The sequence below is a fragment of the Pseudoalteromonas sp. APC 3250 genome (assembly GCF_030407915.1).
Taxonomy (GTDB): domain Bacteria; phylum Pseudomonadota; class Gammaproteobacteria; order Enterobacterales; family Alteromonadaceae; genus Pseudoalteromonas; species Pseudoalteromonas tetraodonis.
The window spans coordinates 458,078-476,234 of record NZ_JASDCM010000001.1; the positions used below are offsets into that span (position 1 = coordinate 458,078).

General features: G+C 39.2%; 18 protein-coding genes. 5 read left to right on the forward strand and 13 right to left on the reverse strand.

The window, feature by feature from the left end:
• Positions 1-12: 12 nt before the first annotated feature.
• From QL986_RS02065 to QL986_RS02075, 3 genes are all read right to left on the reverse strand, one after another.
• Positions 13-765 carry a putative DNA-binding domain-containing protein gene (locus QL986_RS02065; protein ID WP_036954349.1) on the reverse strand — a complete coding sequence of 251 codons (753 nt, stop codon included), beginning with the start codon at positions 763-765 and terminating at the stop codon, positions 13-15.
• 54 nt (positions 766-819) lie between these two features.
• Complete coding sequence (locus QL986_RS02070) at positions 820-1,677, reverse strand: DUF692 domain-containing protein (RefSeq protein WP_290191068.1); 858 nt, start codon at positions 1,675-1,677, stop codon at positions 820-822.
• Positions 1,678-1,741: 64 nt separating this feature from the next.
• On the reverse strand, positions 1,742-2,164 hold the full coding sequence (locus QL986_RS02075; RefSeq protein WP_290191069.1) for a hypothetical protein: 423 nt from the start codon (positions 2,162-2,164) through the stop codon (positions 1,742-1,744).
• Between the two features lie 188 nt (positions 2,165-2,352).
• Between QL986_RS02075 and QL986_RS02080 the strand changes: the two genes are divergently transcribed.
• Complete coding sequence (locus tag QL986_RS02080) at positions 2,353-3,333, forward strand: tRNA-dihydrouridine synthase (protein ID WP_028835056.1); 981 nt, start codon at positions 2,353-2,355, stop codon at positions 3,331-3,333.
• A gap of 59 nt (positions 3,334-3,392) precedes the next feature.
• Positions 3,393-3,719, forward strand: coding sequence for a TraR/DksA C4-type zinc finger protein (locus tag QL986_RS02085; protein WP_290191070.1), 327 nt, complete (start codon positions 3,393-3,395; stop codon positions 3,717-3,719).
• A gap of 14 nt (positions 3,720-3,733) precedes the next feature.
• Here QL986_RS02085 and QL986_RS02090 read toward each other — a convergent pair whose 3' ends face one another.
• The 9 genes from QL986_RS02090 to pyrC all read right to left on the reverse strand — a co-directional run bounded on the left by QL986_RS02090 (position 3,734) and on the right by pyrC (position 12,330).
• A complete protein-coding gene (locus QL986_RS02090) occupies positions 3,734-4,777 on the reverse strand; it encodes a hypothetical protein (RefSeq protein ID WP_033104379.1) in 1,044 nt (347 codons plus the stop codon).
• 61 nt (positions 4,778-4,838) lie between these two features.
• Positions 4,839-6,098 carry a tetratricopeptide repeat protein gene (locus QL986_RS02095; RefSeq protein ID WP_013465200.1) on the reverse strand — a complete coding sequence of 420 codons (1,260 nt, stop codon included), beginning with the start codon at positions 6,096-6,098 and terminating at the stop codon, positions 4,839-4,841.
• Between the two features lie 11 nt (positions 6,099-6,109).
• A complete protein-coding gene (locus QL986_RS02100) occupies positions 6,110-6,727 on the reverse strand; it encodes an energy transducer TonB (protein ID WP_008109338.1) in 618 nt (205 codons plus the stop codon).
• On the reverse strand, positions 6,727-7,131 hold the full coding sequence (locus QL986_RS02105; protein WP_006792384.1) for a biopolymer transporter ExbD: 405 nt from the start codon (positions 7,129-7,131) through the stop codon (positions 6,727-6,729). The genes QL986_RS02100 and QL986_RS02105 overlap by 1 nt, the downstream gene beginning before the upstream one ends.
• 14 nt (positions 7,132-7,145) lie before the next feature.
• Positions 7,146-7,670, reverse strand: coding sequence for a MotA/TolQ/ExbB proton channel family protein (locus QL986_RS02110; protein WP_008109346.1), 525 nt, complete (start codon positions 7,668-7,670; stop codon positions 7,146-7,148).
• Complete coding sequence (locus QL986_RS02115) at positions 7,670-9,034, reverse strand: MotA/TolQ/ExbB proton channel family protein (RefSeq protein WP_013465203.1); 1,365 nt, start codon at positions 9,032-9,034, stop codon at positions 7,670-7,672. The genes QL986_RS02110 and QL986_RS02115 overlap by 1 nt, the downstream gene beginning before the upstream one ends.
• A 6-nt stretch (positions 9,035-9,040) precedes the next feature.
• Positions 9,041-9,811, reverse strand: coding sequence for a DUF3450 domain-containing protein (locus QL986_RS02120; protein ID WP_013465204.1), 771 nt, complete (start codon positions 9,809-9,811; stop codon positions 9,041-9,043).
• 855 nt (positions 9,812-10,666) lie between these two features.
• Entirely contained in the window at positions 10,667-10,870 is a 204-nt protein-coding gene (locus QL986_RS02125; RefSeq protein ID WP_004588138.1) for a cold-shock protein, read from the reverse strand.
• 419 nt (positions 10,871-11,289) lie between these two features.
• The gene (gene pyrC / locus QL986_RS02130; RefSeq protein WP_290191071.1) at positions 11,290-12,330 is read right to left on the reverse strand and encodes a dihydroorotase; all 1,041 of its coding nucleotides are present in this window, start codon (positions 12,328-12,330) and stop codon (positions 11,290-11,292) included.
• 207 nt (positions 12,331-12,537) lie between these two features.
• On the opposite strand from pyrC, the gene QL986_RS02135 reads away from it, so the two are divergent.
• The 3 genes from QL986_RS02135 (at position 12,538) to QL986_RS02145 (ending at position 17,325) form a co-directional block, all read left to right on the forward strand.
• The gene (locus tag QL986_RS02135; RefSeq protein WP_058154846.1) at positions 12,538-14,907 is read left to right on the forward strand and encodes an EAL domain-containing protein; all 2,370 of its coding nucleotides are present in this window, start codon (positions 12,538-12,540) and stop codon (positions 14,905-14,907) included.
• Between the two features lie 711 nt (positions 14,908-15,618).
• Positions 15,619-16,506 (forward strand): LysR family transcriptional regulator, encoded by an 888-nt coding sequence (locus QL986_RS02140; protein ID WP_008114241.1) that lies wholly within the window; start codon positions 15,619-15,621, stop codon positions 16,504-16,506.
• Between the two features lie 54 nt (positions 16,507-16,560).
• Complete coding sequence (locus QL986_RS02145; protein WP_290191072.1) at positions 16,561-17,325, forward strand: YdcF family protein; 765 nt, start codon at positions 16,561-16,563, stop codon at positions 17,323-17,325.
• 152 nt (positions 17,326-17,477) lie between these two features.
• On the opposite strand, the gene QL986_RS02150 is transcribed toward QL986_RS02145, so the two are convergent.
• Positions 17,478-18,053, reverse strand: a complete 576-nt coding sequence (locus tag QL986_RS02150) for a DedA family protein (RefSeq protein WP_290191073.1) — start codon at positions 18,051-18,053, stop codon at positions 17,478-17,480.
• Positions 18,054-18,157 lie beyond the last annotated feature (104 nt).

The following is an 18,157-nucleotide window of genomic DNA, read 5'->3' on the forward strand; positions in this document are numbered from 1 at the left end:
TCTATAAAGAGCTTAATCTTGATTTTTTGTCACTATAATTTGACGCTGTGCCATAGCCGTTAGGGTACTTAATGCGCCTTGAGTTATTTGCTCAAGGCTAAATTGAGGTGCATTTTCACTGACTTGCTGGCAAACATGCGCAAATGTGCTTCCTGCGTTATTGTCAATAATAGACAAAAGCATGGCGGTCATCGCATTAGTTGCTAAAAATTGTACTTCATCGTCTTTATCTCTGTACACCACAAAATAATGTGGCTGCTCAGAGGGCTGTTGCGGTTGAAACGCTTCGCTAATATGTTGTACGGGGAATTCATAGCTTAAGTTACGTGCCGTTTTAGATAAATATAAAGGGCTTTGAGTTAATTGATTCGTTACCAGTTCGCTCTCATCCAAGTCAGCCTGAGTTACCGATACATCAAGCTCAATCCATTCATAATGCGCCAGCGCTAGCATAAACACAGGGTCGCACTCTTTGGGCACATAACTTGTCATTAAATACGTTATAAACTCTTCAGCAATATCTAAAAAGTAAGGAGACTGGCAATCATGTTCACTAAAAAATTGACGAACCAGTAATAGCCACTGTTGCTCACTATAGAGTGTTTTTAAAACTGGAAATGCAGATGAAACAAAGCCATTAATATTATTAAAAAAAAGCTCCCGATAAATAGCCATACGTCTGTCTTCAACATCTGCTGGGCAAGGGTTCGTGTTGGGCTGGCGAATATGAGCCATAAACTCATTTTGAATATCGATAAAACTCATAGTTAATACTCTTTTAAAACCATGCTGTTGTTATTACTAGCTGCATAGGACTGTTTAAGCACTTTGCTCAGTGGATAACAGCTGCAGGTGCTTTGCTTGTAATTGATGAATTATATCCAGCTCTTTGGTTAACACGTTAATAGGTGGAATATTAAAGTCCCGCTCTAACAGCGTCGGAAATACACCATGTGTTTCATAAGCGCTATCAAGCAACTGCCATACGGGATCAATAACATCGGCGCCATGAGTATCTATAATCAAGTCCTCGGCTTCATTGTAGTGGCCTGCAACATGACAATAGGCAATTTTATTAGTTGGTAGCCCACTTAAAAACGCTTGTGCATCATAACCATGATTAATCGAGTTCACATAAATATTATTAACGTCTAATAGCAACTGGCAGTCTGCGTCTTCTAAAATAGCATTGGTAAATTCAAGCTCTGATAGCTGCTGACCAGGGGCACCATAATAAGACACATTTTCCAGCGCTAGCGGGCGTTCTAAAATATCTTGTACCTGTTTAACCCGAGAAACAACATGGTTAACCGCCTCCTCAGTAAAAGGGATCGGCATTAAGTCATACATGTGTCCTTTTCCTGAACAATAACTTAAATGCTCGCTGTATACTTTAATATTATGAGTATCAAAAAACGGTTTTAACGACTTTACAAATTCAAGGTCTAGTGGCTCAGGTGAGCCAATAGAAAGAGATAAACCATGGCAAACAAAATAATTAGTATTGGTTAACTGCTTAAATTGCTTTTCAAAGCGCCCACCTAGCTTTAACCAGTTCTCTGGGGCCACTTCCATAAACTCAATTTGTTTTGGTATGGCATGCTCAAGCTCATCTAGCATTTCTCTTCGCAAGCCTAAACCGACCATGCCAAAGTTAGGCGTTTGATTTTGAGCCATAATAAAACCTCATATTAAATAAAAAGGGCCTAATGGCCCTCTCACTTATCTGAAAAAGAAAAGTTTAGTGGCTACCACCACATTTACCTTCGCCGCACTTGCCTTCTTTTTTAGCCTTAGCTTCGCCGCATTTACCTTCGCCGCACTTGCCTTCTTTTTTGGCCTTAGCTTCGCCGCATTTACCTTCGCCGCATTTGCCTTCTTTTTTGGCTTTAGCTTCACCGCATTTGCCTTCGCCGCACCTACCTTCTTTTTTGGCCTTCGCTTCGCCGCATTTACCTTCGCCGCACTTTCCTTCTTTTTTGGTTTTAGCTTCACCGCATTTACCTTCGCCGCACTTGCCTTCACCTGCGTCTAACTGGTAACCAGCAACCATTTGCTGAAATTCAAATGGGTTAGCTTGTACATCTGCACTGGCCATACTTGCACTGCCAACAACCACTGCGCCGAGTGTTAATGCAATTGAATTTTTCTTTATTGTATTCATTTTTTATTACCTTCTAAACTTGTCAGATATCATTATACAAGTAGACCTGCATAAAACTAAAAACTTTCACATTATCTATTTTTTCAAAAATAACTTAGTAAACTAACTATAAACCCTAATAAGCGTTTTATCAATTTATGATTTACAGGTAAACTGGCGCTCTTTTTCAGTAATAAATTAATCACACTATGAAACTTGTTTTAGCACCGATGGAAGGTGTCGTTGACTTTAAAATGCGCCAACTACTCACCGACATAGGTGGCTTCGATCTTTGTGTGACCGAATTTATCCGTGTTGTAGATACTTGCCTTCCAGATAAAGTATTTCACCGTTATTGCCCTGAACTTAAAAATGCGGGGCTAACTCGATGTGGCACGCCGGTTCGAATTCAGTTATTGGGCCAAGTGGCTGACGTCCTAGCTGAAAATGCAGTAAAAGCAGTTGGCTTAGGCTCCCATGGTGTTGACTTAAACTTTGGCTGCCCGGCAAAAACGGTGAATAAAAGCAAAGGGGGCGCTGTTTTACTCAAAGACCCTGAACATATGTATTCAATAATTAAAACTGTAAGGGATGCCGTAGACGCTGAACACGAGGTAAGTGCAAAAATTCGCTTAGGTTTTGATGATGATAGTAATAGCCAAGAGATTGTCGATGCCGTTGTCAGTGCAGGTGCGAGCAGTATTGCCATTCATGCGCGAACTAAACGCGATGGCTATAACCCGCCTGCCTATTGGGAAAAAATCCCTCCTTTAGTTAAAGATAAACAAATTGCGGTGGTCGCCAATGGGGAGATTTGGCAGGTAGAAGATGCCCTTTTATGCCAAAAGCGCAGCGGTTGCACTGACTTAATGATTGGCCGTGGCGCCCTTTCACATCCTGATTTAGCTCGTAAAATTAAAGCTCATATTAATAATGAAGATTATAGTGAGTTAACGTGGGAAAATATTTTACACCATATTATTTACTCATCCATGCACCAAACCGCCAGTAAAGATACCAAGTACTTTGCCTCACGCACAAAACAATGGCTTGGTTATTTAAAACGTCAGTACCCACAAGCAGGACTATTATTTGACGAAATACGTCGTTTAAAAGCCAAAGATGAAGTGGCAGAGGTATTAAAAAAATATGCGAAAGCGCCACAATTTGATACAAATCATAACATCTAAGATAATCTAACTAGATAATAGCAGTATCACTGAGGACTAATTTAAGGGTTATACTGCTAATGCATCATCAGCAACGACTAAACGATGAAATTGAAAGTGTTAAAGCGATTATATTAGGCTTGCTATCACAATCTACACACCCTACACATCAAAATTTGCTTTGTATACTAACCCGTACCTCAAATGAAGAGTGGCTTGATATAGCAGCTCAGCAATTAGGCACCGAGTATAATCCCTTGATTGAGCGTATGAATAAGCTTGAAGCGGCAATAAGCCAAATTGACATTGGCCAGTATGGTTACTGTTGTGACTGTGAGGAAAAAATATCAGCGCAGCGCTTAGAGCAAGACCCTGCAGCGCAGCGATGTGATCAGTGCGCTAGTTAATAGCGCACTAAAGTTTAATTAAGTAGTTGTGGAGCAAAACTAAACGCTTGCCCTGGATAAAAAAGAATATCTTCAACTAATAAAGTCGCTTCCTCTTCACTTATGTTTAATCGTTTAAGTAAATTTAAGCGTGCTTGTGACAATGTCCAAGCGTGATAATGCACCCCTAGATCAGTCTCCATCATAGCCATATAGAGCAGTTCATCGGCTGGTTCTAATTGTGAAGCGTTAGCCCTCAGAGGTAATAGCGTATAACCCGTTAACCAGTCTAAACCCGCTATTTTCGAATCAGTTAAAAGTAATGTGGTAAGCTGTGAGGCATTTGAGGCTTCTACCGTTGTTTGCTGTTTTTGACTCTGCATTGATTTGAATTTGCTATCAATACGACTTAGCCACTCAAGCGGTGAGAGCACAGCATTTGCAAAATAATTTAATTTACTTTGATACCACTGACTGCCATTAGCAAGGCCTGATAAACCAATGCTGCCTCTTGGCTTATAGTGCGCCAAATAATTGTTTAACTCACTCAACGCTGCATTAAGTTCAACCGGTGTGTTAGTGCGATTTATAGCTTGTTGCACGTACTTTTTTAAATAACTATGTTCAACTTTATTTAGCTTTAAATTACTTTGCTCGGCAGCTTCTAGCTGTGATTTTACAAACCTTAACCATTGCTCAATATTTTTATACTGGGCATCATTTTTCGCCATAGTGAGCATATTAGCCAAAACATTTGTTTGTGCAGGCCATGCAAAATAGCGCTCTGGGAATCGCTCAGCAATAACTAAATAATTAACCTGATTGGTTTGCTCTGCTGATAACTGCATTTGCATTAGCTGCTGATAAATAGCGTGGCGACGCTCTAAATAATCATCTGTAAAAGGGAGCTGCTCATTACTGAGCTGTGTAACCTGTGAATTCGGTTGCGCACTTAAAGCAGTATTAAGTGATATTAACGCGCTTTGCGCTTCTTCATAAGATGAAAATATATCTGTAGGCTTAGAGCAAGACGTTAACAGCAAACAAAATAGCAGTGAAATAATAGGCGTTTTTTTCATGTCAATTCCAATAAAAAAAGCCCCAATGGGGCTTTTTAAAAATACTAGAGTACATTAAATACTAAATTTTAACACCGTTGCGAGCGGCTTTATCTTTAATATATGTAGCCCAACCTTTAGCAAACCTACGTGTGCTTGGGTCGTCCATGGCTTTAGTAATAGCAGCATAAGCTTGCTTATACTTACCTTGGTAGTAAAACGCTTCAGCTAAATCTGAATAAATAGTGCCTTTTTTATCAGAGCCAAGCTCTAATGCTTTGTTCAAACGAACAACAGCAGCGCTGAATTTTTCAGATTGTAAAAGTAATGAACCTGCTTTGCGGTAGAGCTCAGCGTCGTCATCAAATTTAGCAGCTTCTTCGTAATACTTAGCAGCTTTCTCTATATCTTTCGAACGATGGTAGTTACTAGCAATCGCGCTAATATTTTGCTTAGTGCGTTTTACTTTCTCTTCTTTAACAGCCTTTTCAAGCGTTACTGCTGCTTTGTAAGGAATTTCGTTTAAAGAATAAAAGTTAGCCAGTACTTTGTATTCAACTTCGTTTTCGAAGTAACCATTCTTGTATGCAACTTCCATAGTTGCTAGACCTTTTTGGTAGTCTTCGGTTTGTAAATAATACTTACCTAAACCTACCCAAGACTTTTTGTCTTCAGGCCATACACGAACAATTTCTTCTGCAACTTTAACCATATCTTGATATTGCTTTTTCTCAAAATAGGCAGCTAATTTAAGTTGATAAGGAGCTTTATTTGGCTCTTCAGCTAACTTAATTGCTTTGTTTGCCGGTTCAAGAACCTGATCAAATTGTTTAAGCTCATAACTTGCTTGCGCAATACGAGTGTAAACTTTCGGGTCCTCTTCACCTGTGAAGTCCATCCAATCAGAATATGCTTGCTTGGCAGCACTGTATTGTTCAGTACCCGCATACATATCGCCCAAGGTTTTTAAGCCTTGAGCCTGATCAGCAAAGTTCAATACATCCGGTGCAATCGCTGCTTTCATATACTTAATTGCAACTTTGTATTGCTCTTTTTGAGCGTACATGCTGCCTAAGTAACGATTAACAGTTGCTTTATCAAAGTCATTAGACGGTTCTAACTCTTTCAATAACGCTATTGCACCATCAACATCATCTTCGTTATACAAATCAAACGCTTTAATTACTTTTTTACCAGTACGTTCGCCCATGATTTTAGTTTTTGCTTTCTTACGCTCTTCAATCTTTGCGTAATCTGGCGCCGCTAAAACAGGTGCAGTTAATGATGCACCTGACACAGACATAAGAATTGCAAGTGCAGTTACTTTAGAAAAATTTCTCATTACTCGCCTCCTTAGTTGCCTTGGTTAAGTTTAAAGTCTAGTTGAACTTGTAAACCAACTTGCTTTTGTGGTTTCCCGTCAATGATCTTAGGACGGTATTTCCACTTACGCAATGCACGTTTAGCTTCACGGTCAAAGATACGTTTTGGATCTGCGTCGATAACATCAACGTCAATCACGCCACCTAACTCATCAATTGTGAACGAAAGTTGAACCCAACCTTCTTTACCATCACGTGCTGCTTGTGTTGGATATTTTGGTTCAATACGAACGATAGGTGTCGCATCACCATCTCGTCCAAATGCACCTGGACCACTTAGTCCACCGGCCGTGCTTCCCACATCGATACTTGGCATATTAAATGACAAGCCACCAGTATTTGGGTTGCTATTTTCCGGCTGTGGCGGCTGCGGTTTAGGCGGCTGCTTTGGCGGTGGCGGAGGCGGAGGCGGTACACGCTTCCTCTCCTGCACCTTAGATTCAGGCGGATTCGTCATAATTTCGACTATGATCTGCTCTTTTTGTTCCGTATTACGGTCAGCCCCACCAGAGATGAGGTATGCCATGAAGTAGAACAAGCCGAAAGTAACTGCCCCACCTGCAATCAGTGAAAACAGAAAACGAATCATTACTGATCTCCAGCTATTGAAATTCTCAGGTTATCACCCGTCGCTTTAATCTGGTCCATCACTTTAACCACTGTGCCGTGTTTTGCTTCTTTATCAGCTTGCAAAATTACAACATCAGTAGGTTGTTCTGCTAATAAACTTTCGATTTTTGCTGAAACACGTTCAACATCAACTTGCTGTTTATCAATCCAGATTGCACCGTCACTGCGAATTGCAATAAAAATGTTAGCATTTTTTTGCTTCGTAGCTTGGGCAGCTTTTGGTTTATTGACCTCGATACCAGCCTCTTTAACGAACGATGTAGTTACGATAAAGAAAATAAGCATGATAAATACGATGTCAAGCATTGGCGTCATATCTACCGCTGCTTCTTCTTCTTCACGAAAACGTTGTTTACGTGCCATATTTAATTCTCTCTCTAGTGATGAGGCATACTATCTACAAGCTTGGCTTTCACCATTCTCGCTCTTGCCTCAAGGCGTGAGCTAAAGAATACCCCAGATAGTGCCGCAACCATTCCAGCCATTGTTGGGATTGTTGCCATTGATATGCCTGATGCCATTAAACGTGCATTACCTGTACCTTGGGTTGCCATGGTTTCAAAAACCGCGATCATACCCGTAACAGTACCAAGTAAGCCTATTAAAGGACATATAGCTACTAATGTTTTAATCAACAACATACGCTGATCTAATTTTTCAGACGCTTCAGAAATCCATGCTTCACGGATTCTGTGTGCGTACCAAGACGTAGTGTCTTGGCGGGCATCCCACTTAGCTACAATTTCCTTCGTTAAACGAGGAAACTCAGCAAGTAAGAACCAATAGCGCTCAATCATTAAAACCCACATAAGAAAGAGTGCTATCGCGACCACGTATAAAACCTGGCCGCCTGTGCCAACAAAATCCCTGATAGATTCCCAGATCTCCATCAGGACTAGCATTAGGCTTTCTCCTTCTCCGCGTGAGTCGCGATGATACCCGCGCTTTGCTCATCAAGGATATGTAGTACCGACTTACTACGACCTGCAACAATTGAATGAAGTAGGATAAGTGGTAGTGCTGCAATTAGACCTAGCGCTGTAGTTACAAGTGCTAGAGAGATGTTACCAGCCATGATCTTCGGATCGCCCGTACCGAACAATGTGATTGTTTGGAACGTTAGGATCATACCGATTACCGTACCTAGTAGACCTAGTAATGGTGCGATAGCAGCAAGGATCTTGATGATGTTAATACCCGCTTCGATGCGTGGCGTTTCACGTAGAATCGCTTCATCAAGTTTAAGCTCAAGATTTTCAACATCTTGATTTTTGTTGTCAGAGTACACTTTAAGAATACGACCCAATGGGTTGTTTGTATTCGGTGTAGACAAGTTCTTAAGCTGAGCTTTGATCTTAGAAGTAGTAAGCGCTAAATCAACGAAACGTACTAAGAAGATTAAAAGACCTACAGCAAGCAATACGGTGATGATGTAACCAACTTCAGCACCTTGCTCGTAGTACTCCATAAGAGACTTCTTCTGCGTGTTGATACGTAAGATTGCACCACGTGTAGGATCCACGTATACGCCAGCGTAGTTATCAGCTGAAGTACCTTCTAGATCAGAAATACCTTTTAAGATATAGCTGTCAGGTTGCTTACCTAGAGGCTGTATAGACTTAGTCTCTGGTGAGTAGATTAAGTAGCCATCGTCTGTAACTAAGTTGAAGTTACCGATACGTGTTACTTTTTTCATTGACGGATTACCGTCAAGACCTGCAACTTCAGTTTCAAACGTTGAAACTTTAGCTGACTCAGTCATTTCTGTTTGAAGTGAAATCCAAAGTTCTTCTAACTCACGAACTGTTGGAAGTTCTTTAGCCGCAGCTAATGAACGAAGTACTTCAGCACGACCTGGTTTTTCAGCACTTACTAAAGATGCTTCAATTGAACCAATCGCGTCAGCTGCTGCACGACGAACAACACCAAACATTTCACCTAACGTACCTTGCGCGTTTTGAAGAGCTTGCTCTTTTTCCGCTAAAGTATTTTCGTTTTGTGCATATTCTTTGCTAAGACGATCACCACGTGCTTTTTCAGCAGCTAATTGGCTTTTCGCTTTGTTAAGTAACGCTTGCTTATCAGCACGATCTGATAAGAACTCTTGTTCACGTTGCTTATTGATTTTCCCTTCAGAAATACGCTCTTGCTTTACTTGCTCAAGAATTTTATCTAAAGCATCAGTATTTGCATGTGCATTAAGCGCGGTACCGGCAGAAACAGACAGTACTGCTGCAACAGCAAAACCTTTAAATAGTTTCTTCATTATTGATTACTCCGCGCCAAAAATTGGTAGTTTAACAAGTTCTAGTGTGGCTTGCTTACGCGCCATACGGATCACTTCTTTAACAGGTTTTAGGTATTCTTCACCTAATTCTTTCCACTGTTTAGTGTTGTTATCCCACACCCAAGCGTGTTTTAGATCGAATGATTGCGCTACATAAGTGATACGACCTAAACGACCGATATCAACGTTAATGCTACGACCATCAACATCTAAAGTACCTTGAGAAGCAGTTACAGCTGAACTGTATGCTGTTTCAACAGTGTACGCTTCAAGTACCTGACGGAACTTCTCAGACGTTGTTACAGATGCAGATGCCATGATCTCACGTAATCTTTCAACACGTCCAAGACGAGTTTCAAGGTTAAATGGAACGTCCGCTTTGATGAATTGCTCAAGCGTATCGATCATGCGATACATCAAAGGCACAACGTTTTGTTTAGTGTTATCGATAGTCGCGATTTGACGATCGAACGATGCGATAGACGCATTTTGGTCAGCGACCAAACGTGCTACGTGATCGTTGTACACTTTCATAAGTTCAGTCTCATCAACGATGCTACGGTACTCAGCGATTAGCTCCTGAGTTTGACCATATACATTGTCAATTTTAGTTTGAGACTTAACCGCAGCCTTTTGAATTGTTTGACCTGCTTTTTGCACGTCATTCAAAGGATCTGCAATCACATTGCTGCTTGCAAATGCAAAAGCGCCAACCAACGCAGTTGCTACAAGACTCTTTCTGATTTTAACAGACATAGTTCCCAACCAATTAAGTAATGTTACTTTTATAATTTAATTATCAACCCGCAAGGGGAAGACAACCCTGATATCTTTTAATAGATATCAACTTACCAATAATGCTAAATGCATTAAGTCATGTCAACTTCATGTTTCGCATAACCTATAAATAAATCAGCTTGTTTGTAAGATATTTAAAGGGCTCACACAAAAAAATTAACATTATCGTAACTAACGTGACAAATGCAATTTCAGCAAAGCCAGATATAGTAAGAATACTGATAAACCACCTAGTTAAAGTAAACAAAAATATAACATTTAAAATTAACTTAATCGTGGCTGAAAAAAAATTAAAAATAAGCTTATTTTCTGTCCCGAATATTCTTTTTTAGTGGTTTTTGAGACTTTTTAAGCTAAAAATACAGCTAATCGTTATTATTCGCGCATTCGTCGCATAGTAATAAGGACGTGCCGATTATCTAAAAAGCAATACAAAGGAGGGGAAATAGATTACAAAGAATCATTTTTATTAACACCTGTGTTTTTTGTTTCTACTGATCATTAATATCCTGCCGATTTTTTATATTTCTCCATGGAGAAATATCAATCTTACGCACTTTTATGAACTCAATATAATTAAACTCACATCAAGCAGTAGACTAAATTTAAATCGCAAGGCGATCATTGGCCAACAACGGACTCGCGCATAAAGGTTTACGTTTAATTTGGTATATCGGAGTTAAAAATATGAATAACGGATATCAGAAATGAAAGGCAATACAGAGAGATTAAAAATAGAGTTGAAAATTATTTAAGAATTATGGTGAAACAGGTTAGTGTTTCACCACGATGAACTTAGGTTCACATAATAAATTATGCTACTTCTACGTTCTCAGCTTCAGGGCCTTTTTGACCTTGCTTGATGCTGAAAGTCACTGCTTGACCTTCGCTAAGAGTGCGAAAACCAGAACCAGTGATTGCGCTGAAATGTACAAACACGTCAGGACCATTTTCTTGTTCAATGAAACCAAAGCCTTTAGCTTCGTTGAAAAATTTTACTTTACCAGTAACCGACATACTAAATTTTCCTGTAAGTCAATAATTAAAATTCAGCCATATAATTATGGCAATATCCTCCCTGAGTCAATGCCCAAAAAACTGGAGGTGATAGTACAGGAAGAAGTAATAACCAAACCGGTAACCTTAAACGCAGCACAATACCGTAATTCAATACGCAAAAACTCAAAGCCAATTAAGATTAACACATTAAAATTTTTTTAGCTCTATTAATTAGGATTTATTTTTGAAGTTTCATTGTTTTACTAACTACGGTGTAACCTTTTAATTTTTATAGAAAATAACAAGCAAAATATTGTATTTTTTATAAACAGATTACAATTGCTTTAAAATAGTTTTTATCAGTATGTTTTTTAGCCACTTAAAATAAAAAACCACCTTGAATTTAAGGTGGTTTAAAGTTTAGTGTTTAAATTTTACTATTTAACTTGCCAGTCGATAACGCTCTCGGCTTTGATTGGTACTACTTCAGAGTCACCTAGCGAGTAGCTTGCCGGCACTGTCCAAGGAGCTTTTTCTAAGGTAATAGTGTCGGTGTTACGTGCTAAGCCATAAAAATCTGGACCAAAATGGCTTGCAAAGCCCTCTAACTTATCAAGCGCACCAGCCTCTTCAAAAGCTTCAGCATAAAGTTCAATAGCAGCATGTGCAGTGTAAGCACCTGCACAACCGCATGCAGCTTCTTTTTTATCTTTATAATGTGGCGCTGAATCAGTGCCTAAAAAGAATTTTTTATTGCCACTCGTTGCAGCCGCCATAAGTGCTTGCTGATGAATGTTTCGCTTTAATATAGGTAAACAATAGTAATGTGGGCGAATGCCCCCTGCTAACATATGGTTACGGTTATATAGTAAATGATGCGCAGTAATTGTAGCTGCTACGTTATCAGAGGCACTTTCTACAAACTCGACTGCATCTTTCGTTGTTATGTGCTCAAGAACAATTTTAAGCTCAGGGAAGTCAACGACAACATCGCCTAAAATAGTCTCTAAAAACACTTTTTCACGATCAAATATATCAATAGACGAGTCGGTTACTTCACCGTGGACGAGTAACAGCATGCCAACTTCTTGCATTGCTTTTAACACCGGATAAATATTTTTAACCGATGTTACGCCAGAATCTGAATTTGTGGTTGCACCCGCTGGGTACAATTTAGCTGCAAATATTTTACCCGTTGCTTTTGCCTTTTTTATCTCTTCTGGTGTCGTTTTATCAGTAAGATAAAGTACCATTAGTGGCTCAAACTGCCCTTGAGGTTTCGCTGCCATAATGCGCTCTCGGTACGATAATGCGGTTTCAGTACACGTGGCTGGCGGTACTAGGTTTGGCATAATAATCGCGCGGCCCATATAACGACTGATATCACGTACTGTATCTTTTAGCTGATCCCCGTCGCGTAAATGTACATGCCAATCATCGGGCCTAGTAATCGTTAGAGTTGTCATTTTGCTCGTCATCGTAAAATCCTAATGCTTAAGTTAACTGATCATAGGCATATGGGGTTTTCGAGTAAAGACCTTATTAAAAAATAATCCTTAGATACTACATATAAAGTAAACTTTACACTTCACGCTTCTCATTTATCGTTTTATTTTGTAGAAAGGTTAATATTAGGTTAACGTATGTACCTTTAATAATAATTATAAGGCCTACCTTCGTTGCCTATGTCGAACACTATCGATACTACTAAAGCGCTCGAAACTAAAACGGATCAATTGAGTATAATCAATCAGTTCTCCTCAAGTTTATTGCAACTGAATACATTAGAAGCGCTCTTTAGTTATGTCACCACACAAGTTGTTAATCGACTTGGATTTGTCGACTGCGTGATTTATTTAGCCGATGACAGCCAATCTACGCTAAATCAAGTGGCGTCTATGGGTATTGAAAGCGAACACACTAGTTATCAGTCAGAACGAAAGTTAATCCGCTTTAATGAGGGGATAACGGGCTATGCTGCATCAACTGGGCAAGCTTTAATAATAGGCGATGTAACTAAAGACAGCCGCTACATTGCTGATGAGCGCCCTGCGCAATCAGAGCTGTGTGTGCCTTTAATATATAAAGATAAAGTACTCGGCGTAATTGACTGTGAACACCCAATAAAAAATTACTTTACCAGTTCACATTTAGAAATTTTAACTACCGTTGCCCACTTACTAAGCGCAAAAATAAATCAAGTGAATACCGTCAACAGCTTGCAAGATACCGTTCGGCAACTTAATAATGCGCAAAAATTAGAAAGTAGCCTACTGCAAATAGCTAACTTAACCTATAAAGCACAAAATTTAGATACCTTTTTTAAATCGCTGCATGTGATTATTGATAGCCTTCTTAATGCAAGTAACTTTTTTATTGCTTTGTATGATAAAAAAGAAGATGTTCTAGATTTTGTCTATACCGTTGAAGGCGGTTTACAAACAAACACGCATAAAATTATTTCAAAAGATCAGTTAAAAGAAACAGCCTCTTACTATTTATTAATTAACGAGCGCCCTTTACTGCTTAATAAGGAGCAATACCGACACTATATAGAGCAAGGCCACTTTAAATTGGTCGGTGAACTAGCAGACTCTTGGCTTGGTGTGCCATATAAAGTTAATGAGCGCATGAGTGGCGTTATTGTCGTACAAAGCTATGACAAGCAACATTACTACAACGAACATGATAGCTCGCTGTTGACGTATGTGAGCCGACAAATAAGTATGGTTATAGACAGGCATTTAGCTCGGCAAGAACTCGAGCACAAAGCACTGCATGATGAACTAACAGGGCTTGCCAATCGTTCGTTACTAATAGAAAGAATGAAGCATGCAATTTTACGCTTGAATCGCGCTAAAAAAGGTACTTTTCATGCTCTGCTCTACCTTGATTTTGATCGCTTCAAAAGTATTAATGATTCGTTAGGCCATGAAGTAGGTGACCATTTTTTAATTGCTATTTGTAAATTGATTACTCAAACCGTTCGCAATACTGATACCTTTTCTCGCTTAGGTGGCGATGAGTTTGCTATTTTTATGGAAAATCTCAGTCATCGTGACCAAGTAAACGACGCCCTCGCTCGAATAAAAACCGCCCTGTCAGATCCCATTGATATTGATGGCCATTTACTGCAACCCTCTACCAGTATTGGCGTTGCATTTAGTGATAATGTAAACGATGAAGCATTTGTTTTATTACAGCAATCAGACGCGGCTATGTACGAAGCAAAATCATCAGGGCGTGGCCAAGTTAAGTTTTTTAATAATGTCATGCGTAACAAGTTAAAAACACATGCCGACCTTGAAAATGATTTACAACACGGTATTGAGCATGATGAGTTTGAACTGTATTTTCAGCCTATTTTTAACATTACTAGCAGTGACGTTATGGGGTTTGAAGCTTTAGTACGTTGGCATCACCCACGAAAAGGGTTTGTATCGCCAGGTGACTTTATCCCCATTGCAGAAAAAACGGGGCAGATTATCAATTTAGATTTGCATTTGCTCGACCTTGCAGCACAGCATATCGCTTTATGGCAACAACAAGGGCATCGTTTTTTACGCGTTACGGTTAATGTTTCATCTCGCCACTTCGCAAGTTTAGAGTTTGTAGATCAGCTTCACGCAATCTACAAAAAACATCAACTACCTTTAGGCTCATTATGTCTAGAAATAACCGAATCGGGATTGATTGAAAATTTAGAGTTAGCAACACAAATTATTCAAGGATTATCGCCTTTAAAAGTATTGCTCTGTTTAGATGACTTTGGCACCGGTTACTCTGCCCTTGGTTACTTGCATCAACTGCCTATTCATGTCCTGAAAATTGATAAAAGCTTTATCGATAATTTAAAAACCACGGCCAATCCATTGATTGATGCTATTTTAACCTTAGCCATTTCATTAGATCTTATTGTTATAGCAGAAGGGATAGAAAGCCCTGAACAACTCGCTATTTTGCAAAAAACCCAATGTGATTATGGCCAAGGCTTTTTAAAGTCTAAACCTGTTACAGCAAAAGAAGCTATTTTACTAATACATAGCCCTCTTTAATTAATAAGCCAGGGTTACTGGCTTTTAAAAATCACAGTAATTACTTTTACGCTTTTGCCAACACTAACTCATGCAACGTCACTTTACAGCTTTTTACAATCTGCCTTATAACTGCTTACTTAAGTAAGGGTCTATTTAACCAGTAGAAAACCTTATAATTAGTTTGTGCCACATTGTTCTTAATAAAAATCTTTAACCCCGTTAGCGAATGCTTTAATACATTACATTATTTAAAGGCGTATACGAATTGGTATTAATGTATGCCAATGAGTAGCCCCTAATCATTCAATCCTTGCATTCGCTGCTTTTTTCAATCGTGTATCCTTTACACCTCAGTTGCGTTTACTGAGCTTTTGCCTGCCAAACCCTTCGCCGTAAATTTTAATTCGCATTTTAACCTCGCTATGAAACATCTAAATATTAATGTCGCGCTATAACCTACTTATTTTAGAGAGTTACATGACAATAAAGTTATCTGTTACCAGAACAATAATCATTAATAAAAAACCCAAACAAACATGAGATAAATTCAACAATAAATAAAAAACTAAACACTGTTTGACTCAACAAAGTTAAAAAACTTAATGTTCGCAGTAAAAAACACACTAAAGTGCAATTTTATAGCCATCCAGACGTTGAAACGGTTTTTGTAAAGGCGTAGTATGTAATGAATCTGAGCTATACTCACCATATCCATGAGATTTATTAAAGATGATTGACATTAAACACTTAAAAACAATTGCTACCCTTAAAGAAACGGGTTCTCTCGTCAATACAGCCCGCGAACTATTTTTAACTCAGTCAGCTTTATCACATCAAATCAAAGATTTAGAAAACAAATTAGACTGCCAGTTGTTTGAGCGTAAAACTCAACCAGTCCGATTTACACCTCAAGGTATGTTATTACTTGAATTAGCACACGAAATATTACCTAAATTAGAAGCCACCAAGTGCCGACTCAAAGAAAGCCTAAACCAGCCTATTTCGCAGCTGCGTTTAAGCGTTGAATGTCACGCCTGTTTTCATTGGTTATTGCCTACTATCAAAGAATTTAATAACTTTTGGCCTGATATAAAAATTGATTACGAGCGTGGCTTTAGTTACGACGCTATCCCAGACTTATTAAATGATGAATTAGATCTCGTGCTTACATCAGATATTCGCGACCCTGACAAACTCGAATACGCCCATTTGTTTGACTTTAAGCTGAAACTGATTGTGGCACCAGATCACGACTTAGCGAAAAAAGCCTATGTAACTGCGCTTGATTTGAAAAGCGAAACTATTATTTCTTACCCTATTCCGCGTGAGCGCCAGGATATATTTAAGCATTTCATCCAAAATGCGCGTTTTGACGGCACGCTAAAAACGGTTGATCAAGGTTTACTTATATTTCAATTAGTCAGTGCAGGTATGGGTGTGGCCGCCTTACCCGATTGGTTAGTAACCCCGTATGAAAGCCAAGGGTTAATTAAGTCAATTCCACTGGGCGCGCTTGGTTTAACTCGTCCAATGTACTTAGCGATGAAAAAAGATATGAAAGACAATCCAGTTTATCGTCACTTTTTAAACACCTGTAAATTAAATAACGGTCGATAAATCTTAAACTTATGAGTAACATGCTAATAAATAGACTTAATCATGTTGCTCACTATGTTTGAACTAAAAAAAATACTGGGCGGCTTGCTCATGCCGTTACCTTTGTTGGGCTTAGTAAGCCTAATATTACTCATTTTTGCGCTCAAACAACGAAAGGTCACAATCGCTTTATCTTTAATGAGCCTTATAACTTTGCTACTTGCCAGCACCCCTTTGGTGGCCAACTTACTGATTAAAAATAGCCAACCAACCTCATTGGCATTTAATTATCTTAAACACCCCAATATAGATAAAATTGTGGTGCTTGGCTGTGACATAAACCCCAACCCTGCATTGAGTGCTAACAGTCAGTTAGATAATTGTGCGTTAACCCGTTTGGTGGAAGGAATAAGACTTGCTAACATTTATCCTCATGCGCAGCTGATTGTTTCAGGTGGGGGGTATGAGAAAGTCACCAACAGCGCGTTAATGTATAAAACCGCGATTAGCTTAGGTATTAATAAAAATCGTATTGTGCAAAATCCAAACGCAATGGATACCGCCCAAGAGGCAAAACTTTTAGCCTCAAAACTCGTTGATTACAAGGTCGCTTTAGTCACCTCAGTAAGCCATATGCCCAGAGCAAAAAATTTATTTAATGCGCAAGGCATTAACGTTATCCCCGCCGCAACCGACTACCACAACTTTGCCGCTTTCCCTTGGTATAAACAACTCATACCCAATGCAAAAGCACTACTAGTAGTCACCCAGTATGCTCATGAAGTTATTGGCAATGCGTGGATAAATGTACGCCGTACAATTAACCCTGAAGCACTTTAATTAAGTTAACGCTTATTAAGCTGCGTAAATTCCCCCTAAAAAACCGCGATTATTTGCGTTTTACACAGGGGGTTATTAAAAAATAAAAACTGAATATTCGTTTGTTTGGCTAAAATAACATCTTTAACTAAAAAATAGCGTTGGGTGTTTTGTTATTCTTGGTGAGCTTTAACCTCAGCTGTTTTATTCCAAAGCCGGTACAGTGTCACTAAAAATACGCAAAGAAATAGCAGACTTAGTGCTGTTAAATTCTCAACACCTAAAGCATCAAAAGTAGCACCGAAAATGTAGCCTCCACCGACTAAAACAATAACCCATAGCAGTGCAGAGCATCCATTTAACACACTAAAGCGGCGCCAACTAATTGCCGTAAGCCCTACGGGAATGGCACCAATCGTGCGTAATCCTTTAGGATAACGATATAAAAAAATGTAGGCTGTGCCATGGCGTTCAGCAAGCTCACTGGCTGTTTTAAATAATCGACCAAGGCGGCCTGGTTTTTCAAGCCATGCCGCGCCATACGCTCTTGCTAAAGCAAAACGTAATTCATCGCCCAAGTATCCCCCCATAAAAGCAGCCAAAGCAACAAAACCAACATCTAGTGCGCCAGTATGTGCAGCATAGCCTGCGAACAAAGGTAGCCAACCACTTTTTAACGCACAATAACCAAAAAGTAACAGATAAACCAACAACCCGTACTGCTCAATTAAAGCTAATACCCCTTCCATTTCATTCCTTTAAAGTAACTACCTTAGTAGCAAGCAAAGTAACATTGTAATTTAAACGAGGTAAGTACAGTGAAAGATCTGTGTTTTTTGCAATATAAGAATGG